General features: G+C 72.5%; 19 protein-coding genes. 3 read left to right on the plus strand and 16 right to left on the minus strand.

Annotated elements, in window-relative coordinates:
* Window positions 1-287 precede the first annotated feature (287 nt).
* A complete protein-coding gene (locus ACFYYH_RS20510; RefSeq protein WP_388552747.1) occupies window positions 288-1,283 on the plus strand; it encodes a phosphatase PAP2 family protein in 996 nt (331 codons plus the stop codon).
* Between the two features lie 170 nt (window positions 1,284-1,453).
* Here the strand turns inward: ACFYYH_RS20510 and ACFYYH_RS20515 are convergent, their stop codons facing one another.
* Window positions 1,454-1,669, minus strand: coding sequence for an I78 family peptidase inhibitor (locus ACFYYH_RS20515; protein ID WP_388552750.1), 216 nt, complete (start codon window positions 1,667-1,669; stop codon window positions 1,454-1,456).
* 888 nt (window positions 1,670-2,557) lie between these two features.
* On the opposite strand from ACFYYH_RS20515, the gene ACFYYH_RS20520 reads away from it, so the two are divergent.
* Together ACFYYH_RS20520 and ACFYYH_RS20525 are read left to right on the plus strand one after the other, a co-directional pair.
* Window positions 2,558-3,343, plus strand: a complete 786-nt coding sequence (locus tag ACFYYH_RS20520) for a hypothetical protein (RefSeq protein ID WP_388552753.1) — start codon at window positions 2,558-2,560, stop codon at window positions 3,341-3,343.
* Window positions 3,340-3,768: a hypothetical protein gene (locus tag ACFYYH_RS20525; RefSeq protein WP_388552756.1), complete on the plus strand. Its 429-nt coding sequence runs from the start codon at window positions 3,340-3,342 to the stop codon at window positions 3,766-3,768. The genes ACFYYH_RS20520 and ACFYYH_RS20525 overlap by 4 nt, the downstream gene beginning before the upstream one ends.
* A gap of 63 nt (window positions 3,769-3,831) precedes the next feature.
* Here the strand turns inward: ACFYYH_RS20525 and der are convergent, their stop codons facing one another.
* The 15 genes from der to ald all read right to left on the minus strand — a co-directional run bounded on the left by der (window position 3,832) and on the right by ald (window position 19,001).
* Window positions 3,832-5,292 carry a ribosome biogenesis GTPase Der gene (gene der, locus ACFYYH_RS20530; RefSeq protein ID WP_388552759.1) on the minus strand — a complete coding sequence of 487 codons (1,461 nt, stop codon included), beginning with the start codon at window positions 5,290-5,292 and terminating at the stop codon, window positions 3,832-3,834.
* A 100-nt stretch (window positions 5,293-5,392) separates the two neighbouring features.
* Complete coding sequence (locus ACFYYH_RS20535) at window positions 5,393-5,980, minus strand: lysophospholipid acyltransferase family protein (protein ID WP_388552878.1); 588 nt, start codon at window positions 5,978-5,980, stop codon at window positions 5,393-5,395.
* A 53-nt stretch (window positions 5,981-6,033) separates the two neighbouring features.
* On the minus strand, window positions 6,034-6,747 hold the full coding sequence (cmk, locus tag ACFYYH_RS20540) for a (d)CMP kinase (protein ID WP_388552762.1): 714 nt from the start codon (window positions 6,745-6,747) through the stop codon (window positions 6,034-6,036).
* A 128-nt stretch (window positions 6,748-6,875) separates the two neighbouring features.
* Window positions 6,876-7,961 carry a prephenate dehydrogenase gene (locus ACFYYH_RS20545; RefSeq protein ID WP_388552765.1) on the minus strand — a complete coding sequence of 362 codons (1,086 nt, stop codon included), beginning with the start codon at window positions 7,959-7,961 and terminating at the stop codon, window positions 6,876-6,878.
* The gene (aroH, locus tag ACFYYH_RS20550) at window positions 7,958-8,320 is read right to left on the minus strand and encodes a chorismate mutase (RefSeq protein ID WP_388552768.1); all 363 of its coding nucleotides are present in this window, start codon (window positions 8,318-8,320) and stop codon (window positions 7,958-7,960) included. The genes ACFYYH_RS20545 and aroH overlap by 4 nt, the downstream gene beginning before the upstream one ends.
* Window positions 8,321-8,601: 281 nt before the next feature.
* Window positions 8,602-9,624 carry an ADP-ribosylglycohydrolase family protein gene (locus ACFYYH_RS20555; protein ID WP_388552771.1) on the minus strand — a complete coding sequence of 341 codons (1,023 nt, stop codon included), beginning with the start codon at window positions 9,622-9,624 and terminating at the stop codon, window positions 8,602-8,604.
* Window positions 9,621-10,373, minus strand: a complete 753-nt coding sequence (locus ACFYYH_RS20560) for an NUDIX domain-containing protein (protein ID WP_388552881.1) — start codon at window positions 10,371-10,373, stop codon at window positions 9,621-9,623. Before ACFYYH_RS20560 ends, ACFYYH_RS20555 begins: the two co-directional genes overlap by 4 nt.
* A gap of 137 nt (window positions 10,374-10,510) precedes the next feature.
* Window positions 10,511-11,674 (minus strand): AAA family ATPase, encoded by a 1,164-nt coding sequence (locus ACFYYH_RS20565; protein WP_388552774.1) that lies wholly within the window; start codon window positions 11,672-11,674, stop codon window positions 10,511-10,513.
* A complete protein-coding gene (gene pnuC, locus ACFYYH_RS20570; protein ID WP_388552777.1) occupies window positions 11,671-12,324 on the minus strand; it encodes a nicotinamide riboside transporter PnuC in 654 nt (217 codons plus the stop codon). Before pnuC ends, ACFYYH_RS20565 begins: the two co-directional genes overlap by 4 nt.
* A 203-nt stretch (window positions 12,325-12,527) precedes the next feature.
* Window positions 12,528-13,862 carry a pseudouridine synthase gene (locus ACFYYH_RS20575; protein ID WP_388552780.1) on the minus strand — a complete coding sequence of 445 codons (1,335 nt, stop codon included), beginning with the start codon at window positions 13,860-13,862 and terminating at the stop codon, window positions 12,528-12,530.
* Window positions 13,862-14,494, minus strand: coding sequence for an SMC-Scp complex subunit ScpB (scpB, locus tag ACFYYH_RS20580; RefSeq protein ID WP_388552783.1), 633 nt, complete (start codon window positions 14,492-14,494; stop codon window positions 13,862-13,864). The genes ACFYYH_RS20575 and scpB overlap by 1 nt, the downstream gene beginning before the upstream one ends.
* Window positions 14,491-15,741, minus strand: coding sequence for a segregation and condensation protein A (locus ACFYYH_RS20585; protein WP_388552786.1), 1,251 nt, complete (start codon window positions 15,739-15,741; stop codon window positions 14,491-14,493). Before ACFYYH_RS20585 ends, scpB begins: the two co-directional genes overlap by 4 nt.
* A 48-nt stretch (window positions 15,742-15,789) precedes the next feature.
* Window positions 15,790-16,386: a hypothetical protein gene (locus tag ACFYYH_RS20590; RefSeq protein ID WP_388552884.1), complete on the minus strand. Its 597-nt coding sequence runs from the start codon at window positions 16,384-16,386 to the stop codon at window positions 15,790-15,792.
* Window positions 16,383-17,504 (minus strand): ParA family protein, encoded by a 1,122-nt coding sequence (locus ACFYYH_RS20595; protein ID WP_388552789.1) that lies wholly within the window; start codon window positions 17,502-17,504, stop codon window positions 16,383-16,385. Before ACFYYH_RS20595 ends, ACFYYH_RS20590 begins: the two co-directional genes overlap by 4 nt.
* 381 nt (window positions 17,505-17,885) lie before the next feature.
* Window positions 17,886-19,001: an alanine dehydrogenase gene (gene ald / locus ACFYYH_RS20600; protein WP_388552792.1), complete on the minus strand. Its 1,116-nt coding sequence runs from the start codon at window positions 18,999-19,001 to the stop codon at window positions 17,886-17,888.
* Window positions 19,002-19,053 lie beyond the last annotated feature (52 nt).

A 19,053-nucleotide genomic window follows, 5' to 3' on the forward strand; every position in this document is an offset into this window, starting at 1 on the left:
CGTCCCGGCGGGGCGGTGTGGCGTGCGCCACTCCACCCCGGCCGGCGCCGGGGCCCCGGGCGTGCGCGAGCAGGAGGGAAATTCCACGCGACGCCACGGTGAACGAATTCTGTGCCGCACAAAGACAGTTCCCCGAAGGATGTGCCGGTGAATAGGGCCGAAGGTCACTTGGATTTTTCGGAGCCCTCCGGATAAACGGTCCTCCGGCGGCTACTCCACATCACATCGTCATCACGAAGGGACGCGATGGACCGGTTCACTCACTCACTCGCTGTAACGTCCTTTGTGTGCGTACCGACATCTTTGCCCGCCTGGACCGGGAGCCGGAGCCGCCGAAGATAGAGATCCCGCGGATGAGCCGCACCCGCACGGCTCTCTTCGGCGGGACATTGGCGTTCTATCTCGCCATCGTCGTCGCCGTGCTCGTCACCTCCTCGCTGGTGACCCTCGACTGGAAAGTCATGCTGTTCCGGCCCTATCAGCAATGGCCGGATCTGCACGCCTTCCTCGACTACTTCGTGGTGCTCGGCCAGCGCGGCCCCACCGCCGTGATGATCGCGGCCTGGCTGGGCTGGCGCTCCTGGCGCCAGCACACCCTGCGCCCGCTGCTGGCGCTCGGCACCGCCCTGCTGCTGCTCAATGTGACGGTCGGCGCCGTCAAGCTCGGGCTCGGCCGGCTCGGCCCCCACTACGCGACGCGGATCGGCTCGGCCGAGCTGTTCGCGGGCGGCGATATATTTCCTTCGGGCCACACCGCCAACGCCGTCGTGACCTGGGGAATCCTGGCCTATCTGGCCACCACGCCCCGGGCCAGACGCTATCTGTCGGTCCTGTCCGCGGTGGTGGCGCTGGGCGTCGGCGCGACCACCGTCTATCTCGGTACGCACTGGCTGAGCGATGTGCTGCTCGGCTGGGCCGCCGGTCTGCTGATCCTGCTGGGGCTGCCCTGGTTCGAGCCGCTGATCGGCCGCGCGGAGCCCGCGATCCTGTCCGTGCGCGACCGGGTGCGTGAGCGGTGGCCGGCCGACCGCCGGCGGGTCCCCTCCACCCCGGTCGCCGCCGGGGGGCCGCGTCCGGCCGCGGTCCCGCAGGGCGCCTCCGCCCAGGGGGACGAGCCCCCGCGCGAGTCCGTCGGAGCAGGCCACAGCAGCCGTGCGGCCGGCCCGCGCAGCAGTTCGCAGCTCATCCAGTCCCGGCCGCACGCGGTGCGCTCGGAACGGACACCGACGGCGCCGGCGGGCAGCCGCCGCCCGCCGAACTCACGGCCGGTGACAGGCGGCTGAGCGGGCCGGGGACGGGACGACGGTACGCACCCGCCCCTCCCCCGCCCTCCAGGCGTCCCGTACACGCACGAAGGCCCCCGGCGCCGCCGCCGGGGGCCTTCGTCGCTCCGCGGGCCCGTATCCGGCCCGTACAGGGGTACGGGCCGGAGTACGGGCGGGGGCCGGGCGGCTCAGCCGAGCCAGCAGCGGATGACCCGGCCGTCCTCGACCTCGAAGTTGAGACGGCCCACCACGAACTCCATGGTGATGATCGACCCCGGCGGCAGGCTTCTGACCGTCGTCCAGCCGCGCCCGCGGGCGCGCCGCTCGGCGCTCTCGGCGTCGAGTCCGACATAGGACTCGGGGGCGTCGTCGGGCTGTCGGTGCTGAGTCGGTATCGGTGCCATAACACTCACGGTAGGCGTCCCCGGGCGGTGAAGGAAGCCGGGCGGATACCGGCACAGGCGCTTCCCGTCTCTCGGCGGTCACACTTGTGTCACAGGATCACGCGATCGGCCGAACGCGAACAACTTCACTCTTATGGGCAGTTCGCGGTCCGCCAGGAAGTAATTCCATGAGCCCGAAGATCGCATGAATTGCGCCCTTCTGAATTTCAGCCACCGGAGGGCGTACGAGCCCCCGGCGGCAATTGACGGGGTGTGGAGAATTCACGATTTCCCCGCACAATCCACCGACCGGCCACATGCCGTGGACAGGAACCGTCCGCGAGCGGGGCGGAGGACGGGACTCAGCGGGCGGTGGCGGCCACGGGGGCGGGGTCCAGCCGTACGCGGAGGTCGTTGCCCTCGGTGCAGCAGGGGGCGCCCGGCCGGCCGTCGGCCCGGTCAGGGGCAACCGCACCTCGACCGCCCGGCCGGACGGCGGCGGCGACGGCGGTGGGGGCACCGGCGGTGGGGCGGCGAGGCGGTGGGGCGGCGACGGCGGCGGTCCCGGTGCCGGTGTCCCGGCCGGAGCGCGGGCGCGGCACGAGCGCCGCGTCCGGACGGGCGGGCCCCCGGAAGCAGCAACGATTTTCGGCCACCCCATTGATTCACTGATTTCACGATTTGTCGATCTGTGGCCGTACTGACCTGCGGATCCACCGGAAGGACCAACTTCCCTCCGTCCGGCGGGCGTTGACTCGGCATGACTCGTTCAGAACGGCGGTCGGCCCGGTCCGCCGGTTGGTTCGATTCCGTGCGTGTCCGCGCGTGACCCGGGCCACGGCTCGCACGTTGTCTTCTTTACGAGCCGGGAACAGCCCGGCCCCACGCACCGAGTTCGAGGAGCCACCCGTGCCGCGCATGCTCGACGTCAGCGAGGACGTACGCGCCGAGATCGGCGACGAAGAAGCCGACCGGCTGCTCACCGGCGAGAACTCCCCGGGAAGCTACGACTGCACCTCCTGCCGGACCCCCGGCGACTCCGAGCAGGAGCGGACCAGCACCGTACTGTTCGTCGGCGAGGAGACCGCCGTGCTCGCCTTCGCCCACGCCACCTGCATCCCCTCCCAGGTCGTCCAGGTCGCCGAGGAGCAGCTCCAGGGCGCGGTCCGGTCCATCACCGGGAGCGAGCCGCGGCCGGAGCCGGACCCCGCCGCCGGTTCCGGGCAGGCCGTCCTCGGTGTCACCAGCGGTCTGGTGCTGATCGAGGGCGATCTGCACCCCGCGCTGGTCGTGGAGCCCACCGCGCCGATCGCCCGCCCCGGCTCGCGCGGCACCACCGACGAGTTCCTCACGCTCCTGGTCGAGCAGGGCTTCCGGCCCGTCCCCGATCTGAACACCGTGCCCGCCGCCCTCCCCGGCTGGTCGGTGCTGCTCGCCATGGGCCAGCTCCACGCCGTGCTCCAGCCGGGCACCGGCGGCGGCAGCCCGGTCGCCTGGTGGCAGGCCCACCAGCCGCTCCAGGTCACCGACGGCTGGCGCGCGGCGGCCAACAAGTCGCACACCGTACTGGTCTTCGCCGCGCCGGTCGGCTCCATCGGCCAGCAGCCCCGCGAGGATCTGCTGCGCGACGCCCTGGAGAAGGCCGCGGCCAACGGACAGCTCGTCGCCGCGGCGATGCCCCTGGCCGGCACGTGAACGACGCCACGGGCGCCACCCTCCGGCTGCTGCTCCGGCAGCCGGGCCCGAATTCCCAGGACAGCCCGCATCCGACGGACGAAAGGGTCGTTGGCACCTATGTGCACTCATACGACCCCTCGCGTCAGCAGTACCAGAGCCAGATCCCTTCCATGCGCCCCGCGCAGGACGGAGCGGACGGGTTCCCCATGACGCCGATCTACGACGCGCTGTACTCGGAGTTCCGCCGGTCCTTCCGGGCGCTGCCCGGCGACCGGAGCAACGAGGAGAATCTCGGGTTCACGGCCTTCGGTACCGGGCTGCACGCCGCTCACGGGGGATACGGTCACCCGCCCTACCCGGGCTCATGGCAGCGCGACCCCCGGCAGCCCACCGGACGCCACACACCGGCGGCCCTCCCCCCGGGGCCCCGCCGGGGCGTCTGACCGCCGGAAGCGGTGGGGCCCGGCGCGGACGATCCCGCGCCGGGCCCCACCGCTTTCCGCGGTCTACTTCTTGCGGCCGCGCTTCTCGCGCACCCGTACGGAGATATGGATCGGGGTGCCCTCGAAGCCGAACTCCTCACGGAGCCGGCGCTCCACGAACCGCCGGTAGCCGTGCTCGATGAAGCCCGAGGCGAAGAGCACGAACCGCGGCGGCCTGGTGCCCGCCTGCGTACCGAACAGGATGCGCGGCTGCTTGCCGCCGCGGATCGGATGCGGATGCGCGGCGACCAGCTCACCGAGGAACGCGTTGAGCCGTCCGGTCGGCACCCGGGTCTCCCAGCCCGCGAGGGCCGTCTCGATCGCCGGGACCAGCTTCTCCATATGACGGCCGGTGCGCGCCGAGACATTCACCCGGGGCGCCCAGGAGATCTGCGCCAGCTCCGTCTCGATCTCCCGCTCCAGGTAGTAGCGGCGCTCCTCGTCGAGGGTGTCCCACTTGTTGTACGCGACGACCAGGGCGCGGCCCGCGTCGACGGCCATCGTGATGATCCGCTGGTCCTGGACGCTGATCGACTCGCTGGTGTCGATCAGTACGACGGCGACCTCGGCCTTCTCCAGCGCGGCGGCGGTACGCAGCGACGCGTAGTAGTCCGCGCCCTCCTGGAGGTGGACCCTGCGGCGGATACCCGCCGTGTCGACGAACTTCCAGACCGTGCCGCCCAGCTCGATCAGCTCGTCCACCGGGTCCCGGGTGGTGCCCGCGATCTCGTTGACGACCACGCGCTCCTCGCCCGCGACCTTGTTGAGCAGGGACGACTTGCCGACATTGGGCCGGCCGATGAGGGCGATACGGCGGGGGCCGCCGACGGCCGTGCCGAAGGTCTGCGCCGGGGCCTCGGGCAGGGCTTCGAGGACCGCGTCGAGCATGTCGCCGGTGCCACGGCCGTGCAGCGAGGAGACCGGATGGGGCTCGCCGAGGCCGAGCGACCAGAGCGCCGTGGCGTCCGGCTCCCCGCTCGGTCCGTCGACCTTGTTGGCGCAGAGCACCACGGGCTTGCCCGCCTTGCGCAGCAGTCTGACGACGGCCTCGTCGGTGTCGGTCGCGCCGACCGTGGAGTCCACCACGAAGACCACCGCGTCGGCGGCCTCGATCGCGTACTCGGCCTGGGCGGCGACGGAGGCGTCGATACCCAGGACGTCCTGCTCCCAGCCGCCGGTGTCGACGACCTTGAAACGGCGGCCCGCCCACTCGGCCTCGTAGGTGACCCGGTCACGGGTGACGCCCGGCTTGTCCTCCACGACCGCCTCCCGGCGGCCGATGATCCGGTTCACGAGTGTCGACTTGCCGACATTCGGGCGGCCGACGACGGCGAGGACGGGCAGCGGGCCGTGGCCGGCCTCGTCGATCGCCCCCTCCACCTCCTCGGCTTCGAAGCCCTCCAGCGCGGCCAGCTCCATGAAGTTCGCGTACTCGGCATCGCCAAGCCCTCCGTGCTCGTCGCCGGAGTCGATCTGGTCGTTCATGAAGTCCGTACCTCGTTCATCGTGATCGGTGCACCGCTCGACGCGGTGCACTACTCAAAAGCCAAGTCTCGCGCACACCCGGGGGCGCGTCCGCCGCGTGCTACCGCCCGGTGAGACGCCTGGCGTGCTCCAGATGGGCGGTCAGCCGCTTCTGGATCCGTACCGTGGCCTCGTCCAGCGCCCTGCGGGTGCGCCGCCCGTCGCCGTCGCCCGCCTCGAAGGCGTCGCCGAAGACGACGTCCACCCGGCCGCGCAGCGGGGGCAGCGCCGGTATCAGCCGGCTCCGGCCGTCCGTACTGCCCAGGACCGCGACCGGCACGACCGGCGCTCCCGACCGTACGGCGAAATAGGCGAGCCCGGCGCGCAGCGAGGCGAAGTCCCCTTCCCCACGGGTGCCCTCGGGGAAGATCCCCAGCACCCCGCCGGCCCGGAGCACCCCGAGCGCGTCGCCGATCGCGCCGCGGTCGGCCACGGACCGGTCCACCTTCACCTGTCCGATCGCCCGCAGGAACGGGTCGAGCGGACCGACGAACGCCTCCTTCTTGACCAGGAAGTGCACCGGGCGGGGCGAGAGGCCGATCACCATCGGGCCGTCGATGTTGTGGGAGTGGTTGACGGCGAGTATCACCGGGCCGCTGCCGGGGATCCGCCAGGCGCCCAGCACCCGGGGCTTCCAGAGCCCGTTCATCAGCCCGACGCCGATCCGGCGGCCGACCTCCGCGCCCTGTGCGGACACCGTGCTCACCCGGCCGCCCGCTTCTCCTCGACCAGGCTCACGACACGATCGATGACCTGCTGGAGCGTGAGATCCGTGGTGTCGACCTCGATCGCGTCGTCGGCCCTGGCGAGCGGGGAGGTCTTACGGCTGGAGTCGGCCGCGTCCCGCTTGATCAGCGCTTCCTTGGTGGCGGCGACATCGGTCGCCTCCTTGCCGGTCAGCTCGCCGCTGCGGCGGGCGGCCCGCGCCTCCGGGGACGCGGTGAGGAAGATCTTGACATCGGCGTCCGGCAGGACGGTCGTACCGATGTCACGCCCCTCGACCACGATGCCGTGCGCCGCGGCGGCGGCGATGGACCGCTGCAACTCGGTGACGACGGTCCGTACCTCCGGCACGGCGCTGACCGCGCTCACCTTGGAGGTGACCTCCTGGGTACGGATCGGGGCCGAGGCGTCCGCGCCGTCCACGGTGATCGTCGGACCGGCCGGGTCGGTGCCGGAGACCAGGACGGGCTTGCCCGCGGCGGTCGCGACGGCGACGGCGTCCGTGACCTCGATCCCGTTGTTGATCATCCACCAGGTCATCGCGCGGTACTGGGCGCCGGTGTCCAGATAGCTCAGCCCGAGCCGGGCGGCCACGGCTCTGGAGGTGCTCGACTTGCCCGTGCCGGAGGGGCCGTCGATGGCGACGATCACGGCGGCCGGGGCGGTCCGGGCGGGGGTTGATCCGATTTCCACGGGGGGCGGACACCTTCCTGGTTCACGGGGTGGATGTGCGAGGACGCACCAACGCCCCCGCACAAGGTTACCGAGTACTCAGGACCACCCATGCACCCGTTCGGCGGGACGCCCCGGAGCGCGGGGCATCACTGCCGGATCGACCAGCCGCGTTCCCGCAGGGCCGCGGAGAGCACCGGAGCCGCCGCCGGTTCCACCATGAGCTGGGCCAGACCGGCCTGCTGTCCGGTCGCGTGTTCGATACGGACGTCCTCGACATTGACGCCCGCGCGCCCGGCGTCCGCGAAGATCCGGGCCAGCTCGCCCGGCCGGTCGCCGACCAGGACCGCCACGACCTCGTAGGCCGCCGGGGCCGCGCCGTGCTTGCCCGGCACCCGCACCCGGCCCGCGTTGCCGCGGCGCAGCACGTCCTCGATCCCGGCCGCGCCGCCGCGCCGCTTCTCCTCGTCGGAGGACTGGAGCGCGCGCAGCGCCTCGACCGTCTCCCCGAGGTCCGCGGCGACCCCCGCCAGCACATCGGCGACGGGACCGGGGTTCGCGGAGAGGATCTCGACCCACATCCCGGGGTCGGAGGCCGCGATCCGGGTGACATCGCGGATGCCCTGGCCGCAGAGGCGTACGGCCGTCTCGTCGGCCTCCTCCAGCCGGGCGGCGACCATGGACGAGACGAGCTGGGGGGTGTGCGAGACCAGGGCGACCGCCCGGTCGTGCGCGTCGGCGTCCATGACCACGGGCACGGCACGGCAGAGGGCGACCAGCTCCAGGGCCAGATTGAGCACCTCGGTGTCGGTGTCCGGGGCCGGGGTCAGCACCCAGGGGCGTCCGTCGAAGAGATCGGCGGTCGCGGCCAGCGGGCCCGAGCGCTCCTTGCCGGCCATCGGGTGCGTACCGATGTACGAGGCCAGACCGAGCCCGAGCGCCTCCAGCTCACGGCGGGGGCCGCCCTTGACGCTCGCCACGTCCAGATAGCCGCGGGCCACGCCGCCCCGCATGGCCGCCGCGAGGGTGGCCGCGACATGGGCGGGCGGTACGGCGATGACCGCGAGGTCGACCCGGCCCTCGGGCGCCTCGTCCGTCCCCGCGCCGAGCGCGGCGGCGGTACGGGCCCGGGACGGGTCGTGGTCGCTGAGGTGGACGGTGACGCCCCGACCCGCCAGGGCCAGCGCGGCCGAGGTGCCGATCAGGCCGGTTCCGATGACGACGGCGGTTCTCACTGGGCGATGTCCTTGCGGAGGGCTGCCGCGGCGCCGAGGTAGACGTGCGCGATCTCTGATCGGGGAAGGTCGGACTCGATATGGGCGAGGATACGGACGACACGGGGCAGCGCGCCCTCGATGTCCGGTTCCTGGGCACAGAGGAGGGGCACCTCGGCCATCCCGAGTCCACGGGCCGCGGCGGCCGGGAAGTCGCTGTGCAGATCGGGGGTGGCCGTGAACCAGATACTGATCAGATCGTCCGGGGTGAGCGCGTTGCGTTCGAGTATCTCCGTGAGCAGCAGCCTGACCTGGTCGTCCATGTGCCCGGACTCGTCCCGCTCCAACTGGACGGCCCCGCGGACCGCTCGTACCGCCACGTCGATCTCCCTGGTGTTCCGCTTGGCGTTCCGCGCCGCGCTGTGCCGGGCCCGCGGTGTCCCCGGGCCGCTCCGCCCAGCGTAGACAGCCCCTGGACGCCCGGCCCGCGCCGCCACCCCCGTACGCTCTCGCGCACGCCCCGCGAAGCCCTCGTCCGTGACCACACCGTCCACTCCTGCGTGAGGGGCTCGCGTGCGTGAGGGGCTCGCGCGCCTTCTCGGCGCTCCGGCCGGGCGGCGCCTGAGGAATCAGGAGTCCCGGAGGGCTCACCGGGACGGAGTCAGGAGTCCCAGAGCGCTCCCAGGGACATCAGATCGCTCCGGTACTCGATCCGCTCCGCCCACTCCTGGGGCCAGGCGCCCGCGCCGAGGTGGGCCCCGGCGAACGCGCCCGTCAGACAGGCGATGGAGTCCGAGTCGCCCCGGGTGCAGGCGGCCCGGCGCAGGGCCGTGAGCGGATCGGCGGGGAAGAGCAGGAAGCAGAGCAGCCCGGTGGCGAGGGCCTCCTCCGCGGTCCAGCCGTCCCCGGTGGCAAGGCACGGGTCCGTCTCCGGCGAGGGGGTGCGCAGGGCGGCCTCGACCCGCGCCAGGGCCTCCAGGCACTCGTCCCAGCCGCGCGCCACGAAGGACTCGGGCGCCGGGTCGTGCGCGAACGTCCAGAGGTCGCCGAGCCAGCGGTGGAGGTAGCGCTCCCGGTTCTCGTACGCGTACGAGCGCAACTGGCCCACCAGTCCCAGCGGCTCGGCGCCCCGCGCCAGCAGACGCACCGCGCGCGCCGTGAGGTCCGAGGCGGCCAGCGCCGTCGGATGGCCATGGGTGAGCGCCGCCTGCAACTGTGCCGCGCCTGCCCGCTGTTCGTCGCTGAGCCCCGGTACGAGCCCGATCGGCGCGACCCGCATATTGGCGCCGCAGCCCTTGGAGCCGATCTGGCTGGCGTGCTGCCAGGGCCGGTCGCCGTCGAGGAGTCCGCACGCCGTCAGACAGGTCCGGCCGGGGGCCCGGTTGTTGTCCGGCGAGTGGTACCAGGCGACGAACTCGTCGCGCACCGGCCGCTCCAGCCCGGCCGGACCGAGCACGCCCCCGTCCATCGCGGTCCGGATGCCCCGGGCGAACGCGAGCGTCATCTGGGTGTCGTCCGTGACGATCGCGGGACTCGGCAGGGCCATCTCCCGCCAGGGGCCGCATTTCGCGAGGATCGACGGCACATCGTCGAACTCGGTCGGGAAGCCCAGGGCGTCACCGAGCGCGAGCCCGATCAGCGAGCCCGTGGCGGCCTGCTTGACATGGGTCCTCGACATGATCATGTCGTCCGTCCTTCCGGTCGGTCCGGTCGCAGCAGAGGGGGGTGCAGTGTGGTGGCGGTGCCCGCGCGGTACAGCGCGGCCGGTTTCCCCCGGCCGCCGGTCCTGCGCGGCGGCCCCTCCAGCGCCCGGACGAACCCGGGTGTGGTGAGCACCTTGCGCCGGAAGTTGGGACGGTCGAGCTCCACGCCCCAGACGGTCTCGTACACCTGCCGCAGCTCCCCGAGGGTGAACTCGGGCGGGCAGAAGGCCGTGGCGAGACAGGTGTATTCGAGTTTGGCGCCGACGCGTTCGCAGGCGTCGGCAAGGATGCGGTCGTGGTCGAAGGCCAGCGGCCCGTGGGCACCGGACTCCACCCACCGGGCACGCGCGGCGTCCCCGCCGCCGTGCGGCTCCGGCAGATCGGGGACGAGCGCCGCGTAGGCGACGGAGACGACCCGCATCCTGGGGTCGCGGTCCGGGTCGCTGTACGTCCTGAGCTGTTCCAGATGGAGGGCGCCCGCGGTCCGTTCCGACAGACCGGTCTCCTCGGCGAGTTCACGGCGGGCGGCCTGCCCGGCGGACTCCCTCGGCAGGACGAAGCCGCCCGGCAGCGCCCAGGCGCCCCGGTAGGGCTCCTGTCCCCGTTCGACCAGCAGGACATGCAGCCGGCCCTCGCGGACGGTGAAGACGGCGAGGTCGACGGTGACCGCGAACGGCTCGAAGGCGGACGGGTCGTAGTCCTCGGGAACACCGGCCCGCGCACCGGACACACCGCACCGCACCGCACCGAACGCGTCGGCCCGCGCCGCACCGGCCGCGCCGGCCTGTCCGCTGCCGGACGCGCTCGCCGCTTCGGTCCCGGACGCGCTCGCCCCTCCGGTGCCGGGGGCGCGGGCCCCCCGGGCGCTCACCGTCGCTCCGGAAGCGGCGGGGCGAAGTCCCAGCCCCGGGCCAGCAGCGCGTCGACGGCGGCGACCGCCGTGCGCAGCCGCGCCTCGCGCGAGCCGCCCACCCGGATGAACCGGCGTCCGGTCCGGGCGAGTTCCGCTGCGAACCGGCCCGTCATCCAGGGCCGCAGCTCCTCGCCGTCCCGCAGTCCGTCGTCCTCGAAGGCGACCCCCTCGTGGTCGGTGAGCAGCCAGAGGTGATGGGTGTTCAGCTCCGCGATCGCCTCGACGGCCTCGGCCGCCCTGACCTCCCCGACCTCCCCGACCGCCCCGCTCTCACCCGTCCGCGGATCGCGTCCGCCCAGATACCGTTCGTGCCAGACGGTGGTGGCGAACGAGTCCGTGTCGCAGAAGAGCACGGGCGATCCCGCCCGCGCCGCCTCGTCCTCCAGCGCGTTCTGCCGCGCGGCGATCAGCGGGAACTCCTCCGGCGTGAACGTGACATCCGCCCACCGCGCCCCCGGCCTCCGGGCGCGCAGGGCGGCCAGCTTGCGCGCGCTGAACTCCCGTCCGTACTCCGGTACGTACCGGGTCCGCGCCCAGACTCCGCCGCGCCCCCGGTAGTGCCCGGCCAGCGCGAGCGCCAGCGTGGTGGTGCCGGTGGACTCGGCGCCGAGCACCACGACCCGGCGCGTCAGCGCCGCGCGTACGGGCGCCGCGAGGAAGTCCCAGCAGCCGACGGGGTCCTTGCGTACGGCCGTTCCCGAGACCGGGAAGGCCGTACGGTCCTGGTCGACGAGGACGGACTCGGCACCGAACCGCCGCCCCAGTTCCTCCCCGTACGGCTCCGAGGTGAAGACGGCGTCCACCCGCTCGGGCACGGCCGCCCGGAAGACGGCCAGGTGCGCGTCCCAGACGGCGGGGTCGGCCAGATCCACGGGGATGTCGTCGACGGCTCCCACGACCCGTACGTCCGGATGGATCTCGCGCATCCAGCGGACACGGTCGGCCAGCGGCACCGACTCCACCGAGGAGGCGCAGACCAGCACGGTCAGCCGGGCGCAGCGGTCCCGCGCGGTCCGTACGAGATGGTGGTGGCCCGCGTGCGGCGGATAGAACTTGCCGAGCACCAGGCCGTGTCCGAAGCCGCTCGGTCCCCGGGTGCCCGTCCCGTCCGCGCTCATACGGCGTTCGCCCCGGCGGGCCGGGACGGCGCCGGCGCGAGATCCCTGGACCAGTTGCGCAGCCCGGCCACGCACAGGGCCAGGAAGCCGATGTAGAGCAGCGAGGTCAGATAGAGGTCCTTGTGCGCGTAGAGCGGGATGTAGACGAGGTCCGCCGCGATCCACAGCCACCACGACTCCAGCCGCTTGCGGCACTGTCCGTAGGTCGCCATCAGGGAGAGCCCGGTGGTCAGGGCGTCCCAGAAGGGCACGGTCGAATCGGTGGCCCGGTCGAGGAGCAGCGTCAGCCCGAGTGTCCCCACCACCCCCGCCGCGACGAGCCGGCTCCATTCGGTGCGCGTCGTGCGCCGCACCGGCAGGGACGAGCCTGGTCCACCCCCGTGGGTCCAGGTCCACCAGCCGTACGCGGCGAGGGTGATGAAGACGACCTGTAGCCCCGCGTCGGCGTACAGGCCCGCCTGGGCGAACAGCAGGATGAAGAAGAGGTTGTTGGCGATGCCGATCGGCCAGTTGGCCAGGTGCTGGCGGGCCACGAGCCATACGCAGAGCGCGCCGCTGCCGAACCCGAGCACCTCGGTCCAGCTCACCGGGGTGTCCAGAACAGTCAGCAGTGGACGCTGCAAGGGATCGAGGAAGTCCGCGAGGCTCACGCCCGCCTCCTTAAGAGTCATCCTGACTATAAAGGTCGGCGAAGGCCCCGGACAAGAGGAAAGAGCCCGCGGCCGGGGCCACGGGCTCTTTCCTCGTCACGCACCACTCAGGAGCGCACCGCTCAGGAGCGCACCGCTCGGGGCGCACCGCCCGGCGAGGCACCGCCCGGGGGCGGGTCACCGTCCGGGCGCGCATCCCGGGGTCACAGCCCCACTTCCTTCATCAGCATGCCGACCTCGGTGTTGGTGAGACGGCGCAGCCAGCCGGACTTCTGGTCGCCCAGCGGGATCGGCCCGAAGGACGTCCGGACGAGCCGGTCGACCGGGAAGCCCGCCTCGGCGAGCATCCGCCGGACGATGTGCTTGCGGCCCTCGTGGAGGGTGACCTCCACCAGGTAGTTCTTGCCGGTGTTCTCGACGACACGGAAGTGGTCGGCCTTGGCGTAGCCGTCCTCCAACTGGATGCCGTCCTTGAGCCGCTTGCCCAGATCGCGGGGCAACGGGCCCTGGATCGCGGCCAGATAGATCTTCTTGACGCCGTACTTGGGGTGCGTGAGGCGGTGCGCCAGCTCACCGTGGTTGGTGAGCAGGATGATGCCCTCGGTCTCCGTGTCGAGCCGGCCGACATGGAAGAGCCGGGTCTCACGGTTGGTCACATAGTCGCCGAGGGACTGGCGGCCGTCCGGGTCCTCCATCGTGGAGACGACGCCGGCCGGCTTGTTCAGCGCGAAGAAGAGATACGACTGGGTCGCCACGGTCAGCCCGTCGACCTTGATCTCGTCCTTCTCCGGGTCGACCCGCATGCCCTGTTCCAGCACGATCTCGCCGTTGACCTCCACGCGGGCCTGCTCGATCAGCTCCTCGCAGGCGCGGCGCGAACCCATGCCGGCGCGGGCGAGGACCTTCTGGAGCCGCTCGCCCTCCTGCTCGGCGCCGGGGTTCGTCCTCGGCGTCTTGACGGAGGGCCGCTCCGCGTACCGGTCGCGGTTGCGCTGCTCGATCTTGGCGTCCAGCTCACGCGGGCGGGAGGCGGCACCGCGGCGCGGGCCGCCCCGGCCGCCGGCGCTCTGCGGGGACCGGGGACCGCCCTTGGCACCGCCACGGGCCGCCGCGCCCCGGGCTCCGCCCTGACGGGAGTCGCCGCCGGAGGAACCGCCGGTCTCACCGGGGCGGCCGGAACGGCGCGCGCCACCGGGGGCGCCGGACGCGCCGGAACCGCCGGTCGGGCCCGAGCGGCCGACATCGTAGCGGCGCTCCTCGGGACGCGGGCGCGACGGCCGCTTCTGCTGGTCGTCCCGGCCGCCATCGGCCGCCCGGCCACCGTCGGCACTCCAGGAGCCGCCGGCGCTCCGGCCGCCACCGGTACCACGGGCGCCACCGGTGCCGCGACCGCCGCCGGTTCCGTGGCCGCCGCCGGCGCCCCGGCCGCCCCGGTCGTCCCGGCCGTTCCGGTCGTCCCGGCCGTTCCGGTTGCCGCCGCCGCTCCCGCCTCCACCGTTCCTGTTGCCGCTTCCGCTGTTCCTGCCACTGCTTCGCATCAAAGTTCCGTCTTGTCGTCTGCGTCGGTGTCCGGTGCGTCCGGATCGAACGACGGAACACCTTCCTGGCTCTCGGCCTCGATCGCGTCCGCCTCGGGGAGGAAGGGCGCGAGTTCCGGAAGTTCGTCCAGGCCCCGCAGGCCCATCCGCTCCAAAAAGTAGTTCGTCGTCCTGTACAGGATCGCACCTGTTTCGGGTTCCGTGCCCGCCTCCTCGACCAGCCCGCGCTGGAGCAGGGTGCGCATGACCCCGTCACAGTTCACTCCCCGTACCGCGGAGACCCGCGAGCGGCTCACGGGCTGGCGGTACGCGACGACCGCGAGGGTCTCCAGCGCGGCCTGGGTGAGCCGGGCCTGCTGGCCGTCGAGCACGAAGCCCTCGACGGCCTCCGCGTACTCGGGCCGGGTGTAGAACCGCCAGCCGCCCGCGACCAGCCGCAGTTCGAAGCCCCGGCGCTGGACGGTGTACTCGTCGGCCAGTTCCCGCAGCGCGTCGGCGACGGCCCGCCGGGGACGGTCGAGGACCTTGGCGAGATGCTCCTCGGTGGCGGGCTCGTCGACGACCATGAGGACCGCCTCCAGGGCGGGCCTGAGATCGAGTTCCGCGACGGTACGTGACTGCTGCTCGCTCACACCTTCTCCTCAGCTTCCCCGGCGTCCTCGGCGGCCCCTGCGTCCTCGGCGTCCCCGGCCGCACGGTCGAATTCGTCGGTCACGGCCGGCACCTCGTCGCCGTCCCCGCCCGTCCAGCGGACCATGAGCGGGCCGAGGGCCTCCTCCTGGCCCAGGGAGACCGCCCGCTCCCGGTACAGCTCCAGCAGGGCCAGGAAGCGCGCCACGACGGTGAGGGTGTCGGCGGCGTCCGCGGTGAGCGCCTGGAAGCTGGCCTCCCCGCGCTCCCGCAGCAGTGCGACGACGATCCCCGCCTGCTCCCGTACGGAGACGAGCGGCGCGTGGATGTGGTCGACGTACACCTGGGGCCTGGGCTTCGGCTGCATCGCCTTCACGGCGAGCGCGGCGAACCCCTCGGGCCCGACGCTGATCACGACCTCGGGGAGCAGGGCGGCGTGGTGGGGCTCCAGTCCGACGGTACGGGGGTAGCGCCGCGCCTCGGCGACCAGCCGGGCGTCGAGGATCGCCGCGACCTGCTTGTACGCGCGGTACTGGAGCAGCCGCGCGAACAGCAGGTCCCGTGCCTCCAGCAGTGCGAGATCGGCCTCGTCCTCCACCTCGGCGGCGGGCAGCAGCCGGGCGGCCTTCAGATCCAGCAGGGTGGCGGCGACCACGAGGAACTCGGTGGTCTGGTCGAGGTCCCAGTCGGGGCCCATGGCCCGGATATGGGCCATGAACTCGTCGGTCACCCGGGACAGCGCGACCTCGGTCACATCCATCTTGTGCTTCGAGATGAGCTGGAGCAGCAGGTCGAACGGGCCCTCGAAGTTCGCCAGCCGTACGGTGAACCGCCCGTCGTCGGCGGCGGTCCCGGCGGTCTCGCCGGCACCGGCCCCGACGGGGCCCGACGGGCCGGCCCTGGGTGCGGGCGGGGTGGTCCCGAAGGGGGGCGCGGACCCGGCGGTCTCGCGCTCCGTCTCGGGCCCGGCGGCAGCGGGCTCGGGGGCAGCGGGCTCGGGCTCGGGCTCGGCGACGCTCCCCGGCGCGTCGGCGTCGGCGGCCTCAGGGGCAGGCTCGATGGCCTCGGGCCCGGCGGCCTCGGGCGCGTCAGGGGCGGGCTCGGCGGCCTCGGGGGCGGGCGCTGTGGAGTTGGGGGGCTCCGGAGGCTCCGGGGGCCCGTTGCTCTCCTCGGGGGCCGCCGGCGCGGGGGGCGGCACGCCTGGGCCGCGCCCCAGGGGGCGGCGGGCGGAGGAAGAGGGCGGGGGCATCGGGGTCCTGGGGGCGGGGAGCGGAGGTACTGCCCGCGCAGGCTACCCTCAGCGCCCGCGCAGGCGCCGAACGAGGATGCTCGCGTCGCCGCGCGATTCGAGGTCCGCGAGGACCACCGCGACCGCCTCGCGGACGATCCGTCCGCGGTCCACGGCGAGGCCGTGCTCGCCGCGCAGTACCAGCCGTGCGTGCTCCAGGTCCATCAGTTCCTCGGCCGAGACATAGACCGTGATCTTCTCGTCGTGCCGTTCGCGCCCGCTGGGGCGGCGGTTGGCGCCCCGCCCCCGGCGGCGCTGCTGGCCGCCGGACGGCGCGGGCCCCGGAACACCGGACTCCTGGGTCCGGCGTCCCTTCACGGCGTTGGCGGCCTGCTCCGCGCCCGCCGTACGGCTCCGGGGCGCTTCCGCGGTGTCCGAGGCGGCGGCGGAGTGCTCGTCCGCGGGAGCCGGGGCCTGAGCGGGCGCGGCGGAAGCCGACGCGGTCTGTCCCGGCGCCCCCGGCTCGCCCGCCGGGTCGCTCTCCCCCGCCGGAGCGGGCACCCGCGGCTCGCCGTTGGCGTTCCGGCGGCGGTCCGCGGGCGAGGAGGACTGGAGCGCCGTCCCCCCGGTCGTACGGAACAGCTCGTCGGCCCCGGGCAGACTCACTCGGCGTGACACCGGGCGAGCACCTCCCTGGCGAGCTGGCGGTACGCGGCGGCGCCGACGGAGTTCGAGGCGTACGTGGTGATGGGCTCACCGGCGACCGTGGTCTCCGGGAAGCGCACGGTCCGCCCGATCACCGTGTGGTACACGTGATCGTCGAAGGCCTCGACGACCCGCGCGAGGACCTCCCGGCTGTGCACCGTACGGGAGTCGTACATCGTGGCGAGGATGCCGTCCAGCTCCAGCTCCGGGTTGAGCCGCTCCTGGACCTTCTCGATCGTCTCGGTGAGCAGGGCCACCCCGCGCAGCGCGAAGAACTCGCACTCCAGCGGCACGATCACCTTGTGCGCGGCCGTCAGCGCGTTCACGGTCAGCAGACCGAGCGACGGCTGACAGTCGATCACGATGTAGTCGTAGTCCTGCATCAGCGGCTTCAGCGCCCGCTGGAGCGTGGACTCGCGCGCGACCTCGCTCACGAGCTGCACCTCGGCGGCCGAGAGGTCGATATTGCTGGGCAGCAGGTCCATGTTGGGCACGGCGGTCTTCAGGAGGACCTCGTCGGCCGCCATGCCCCGCTCCATGAGCAGGTTGTAGACGGTGAGGTCCAGCTCCATCGGATTCACGCCGAGACCGACCGAGAGGGCTCCCTGCGGGTCGAAGTCGACGAGCAGCACACGCCTGCCGTACTCCGCGAGCGCGGCGCCCAGGTTGATGGTCGACGTCGTCTTGCCGACGCCGCCCTTCTGGTTGCACATCGCGATGATCGTCGCGGGGCCATGATCGGTCAGCGGGCCCGGAATCGGGAAGTACGGCAGGGGACGCCCGGTCGGGCCGATCCGCTCACGGCGCTGGCGTGCGGCGTCGGGGGCGAGGGTGGCCGCGTACTCGGGATCCGGCTCGTACTCGGCGTCGGGGTCGTAGAAGTGCCCCTCGGGCACCTCGTCGTAGTCGGCGAATGGGGTGGACTCTCGGCCACCCTCGTTGCCGGCCATGGCGTTCACGTGTTGGCCGTCCATCATCTGGTGGGCTGTCGTCATGTGCTGGTGGGTGGCGAAGGTGCGGACAGCTACGGAGCCGACAGCCTCGAACCCGGACGACGGGCTCTGGCCCCTCACCGGCATTCCTGGTTGACCACCCCCGGGAGTAAATGTCGACTCATTCACAAGTCGTCTTACCTCCTTGGACGGGACCAGGAAACTTATCGATAGGTCAGCGTGGCACCATGCCGACGGTTGGCGACTCTATGGCGTGTCACCGGTCCGCAGCAACACAATCCGCCGGACCCGGCCCGATGTGTCGGCAACGGAACATCCCTCTGTCAAGGGCGCACAAGCCTCTCATCAAGGCATGGCGCACACGTTTCGCGGCTCGGCGAATCGGTGAAAAGGTTACGTTCGAGGCGAGTTGACCCGGAGTTCGGAGCCCCTCGGGCACACGTCCGGCCGGACCCCGCCGATCAAGGTCCGGCCGCTGGCGTGATGTTGACGACGCGCGTTGACGCATCAGCCCAGAAGCGCACTCAATTCGGCGTGATCCAGTCCATGGGCCTCGGCCACCTCGCGGTAAACCACCTGGCCTTCATGGGTGTTGAGCCCCTTGGCGAGGGCGGGATCACGGCGCAGCGCGTCCGCCCAGCCGCGGTCCGCCAGCTCCACGATGTACGGCAGCGTGGCGTTGGTCAGGGCGTATGTGGAGGTGTGCGGTACGGCGCCCGGCATATTGGCGACGCAGTAGAAGACCGAGCCGTGGACGGGGAAGGTCGGCTCGGCGTGGGTCGTCGGGCGCGAATCCTCGAAGCAGCCGCCCTGATCAATCGCAATGTCGACAAGTACACTTCCGGGCTTCATCTTGGCGACAAGCCCGTTCGTGACGAGCTTCGGCGCCTTCGCGCCGGGGATGAGCACGGCCCCTATGACGAGGTCCGCCTCGACGACCGCACGCTCCAGTTCGAAGGCGTTGGAGACGATGGTCTGCACCCTGGTGCCGAAGATCCGGTCGGCCTCGCGCAGCTTGTTGATGTCACGGTCGAGCAGGGTCACGTGGAAGCCCATGCCGACGGCGATCTGGGTGGCGTTCCAGCCGGAGACCCCGCCGCCGATGACCACGGCCCGGCCCGCCGCCGTGCCCGGCACACCGCCCGGCAGGACACCGCGGCCGCCGGCCGAGCGCATCAGGTGGTACGCGCCGACCTGCGGGGCCAGCCGGCCGGCGACCTCGGACATCGGGGCGAGCAGCGGCAGCGCCCGGTTGGCGGTCTCGACCGTCTCGTACGCGATGGCCGTGGTGCCCGAGTCCAGCAGGGCGTCGGTGCAGGCGCGGGAGGCCGCGAGATGGAGATAGGTGAAGAGCGTCTGGCCCTTGCGGAGCCGGTGGTACTCCTCCGCGATCGGCTCCTTGACCTTCAGCAGCAGATCGGCGGCGGCCCAGACCTCGTCCGCGGTGGCCAGGATCCGCGCGCCCGCCGCGCCGAACTCGTCGTCCGTGATCGAGGAGCCGGCGCCGGCGTTCCGCTCGATGACGACCTCATGGCCGTGGCGCACCAGCTCGTGCACACCGGCGGGGGTGATGGCCACCCGGAACTCGTTGTTCTTGACCTCACGGGGGATACCGACCAGCACGGCAGATCACGGTCCTTGGCTCAGGGGATTGCGGGGGCAATGCCAGGGGGAC

This window comes from Streptomyces sp. NPDC002018, assembly GCF_042890865.1.
Classification (GTDB): Bacteria; Actinomycetota; Actinomycetes; order Streptomycetales; family Streptomycetaceae; genus Streptomyces.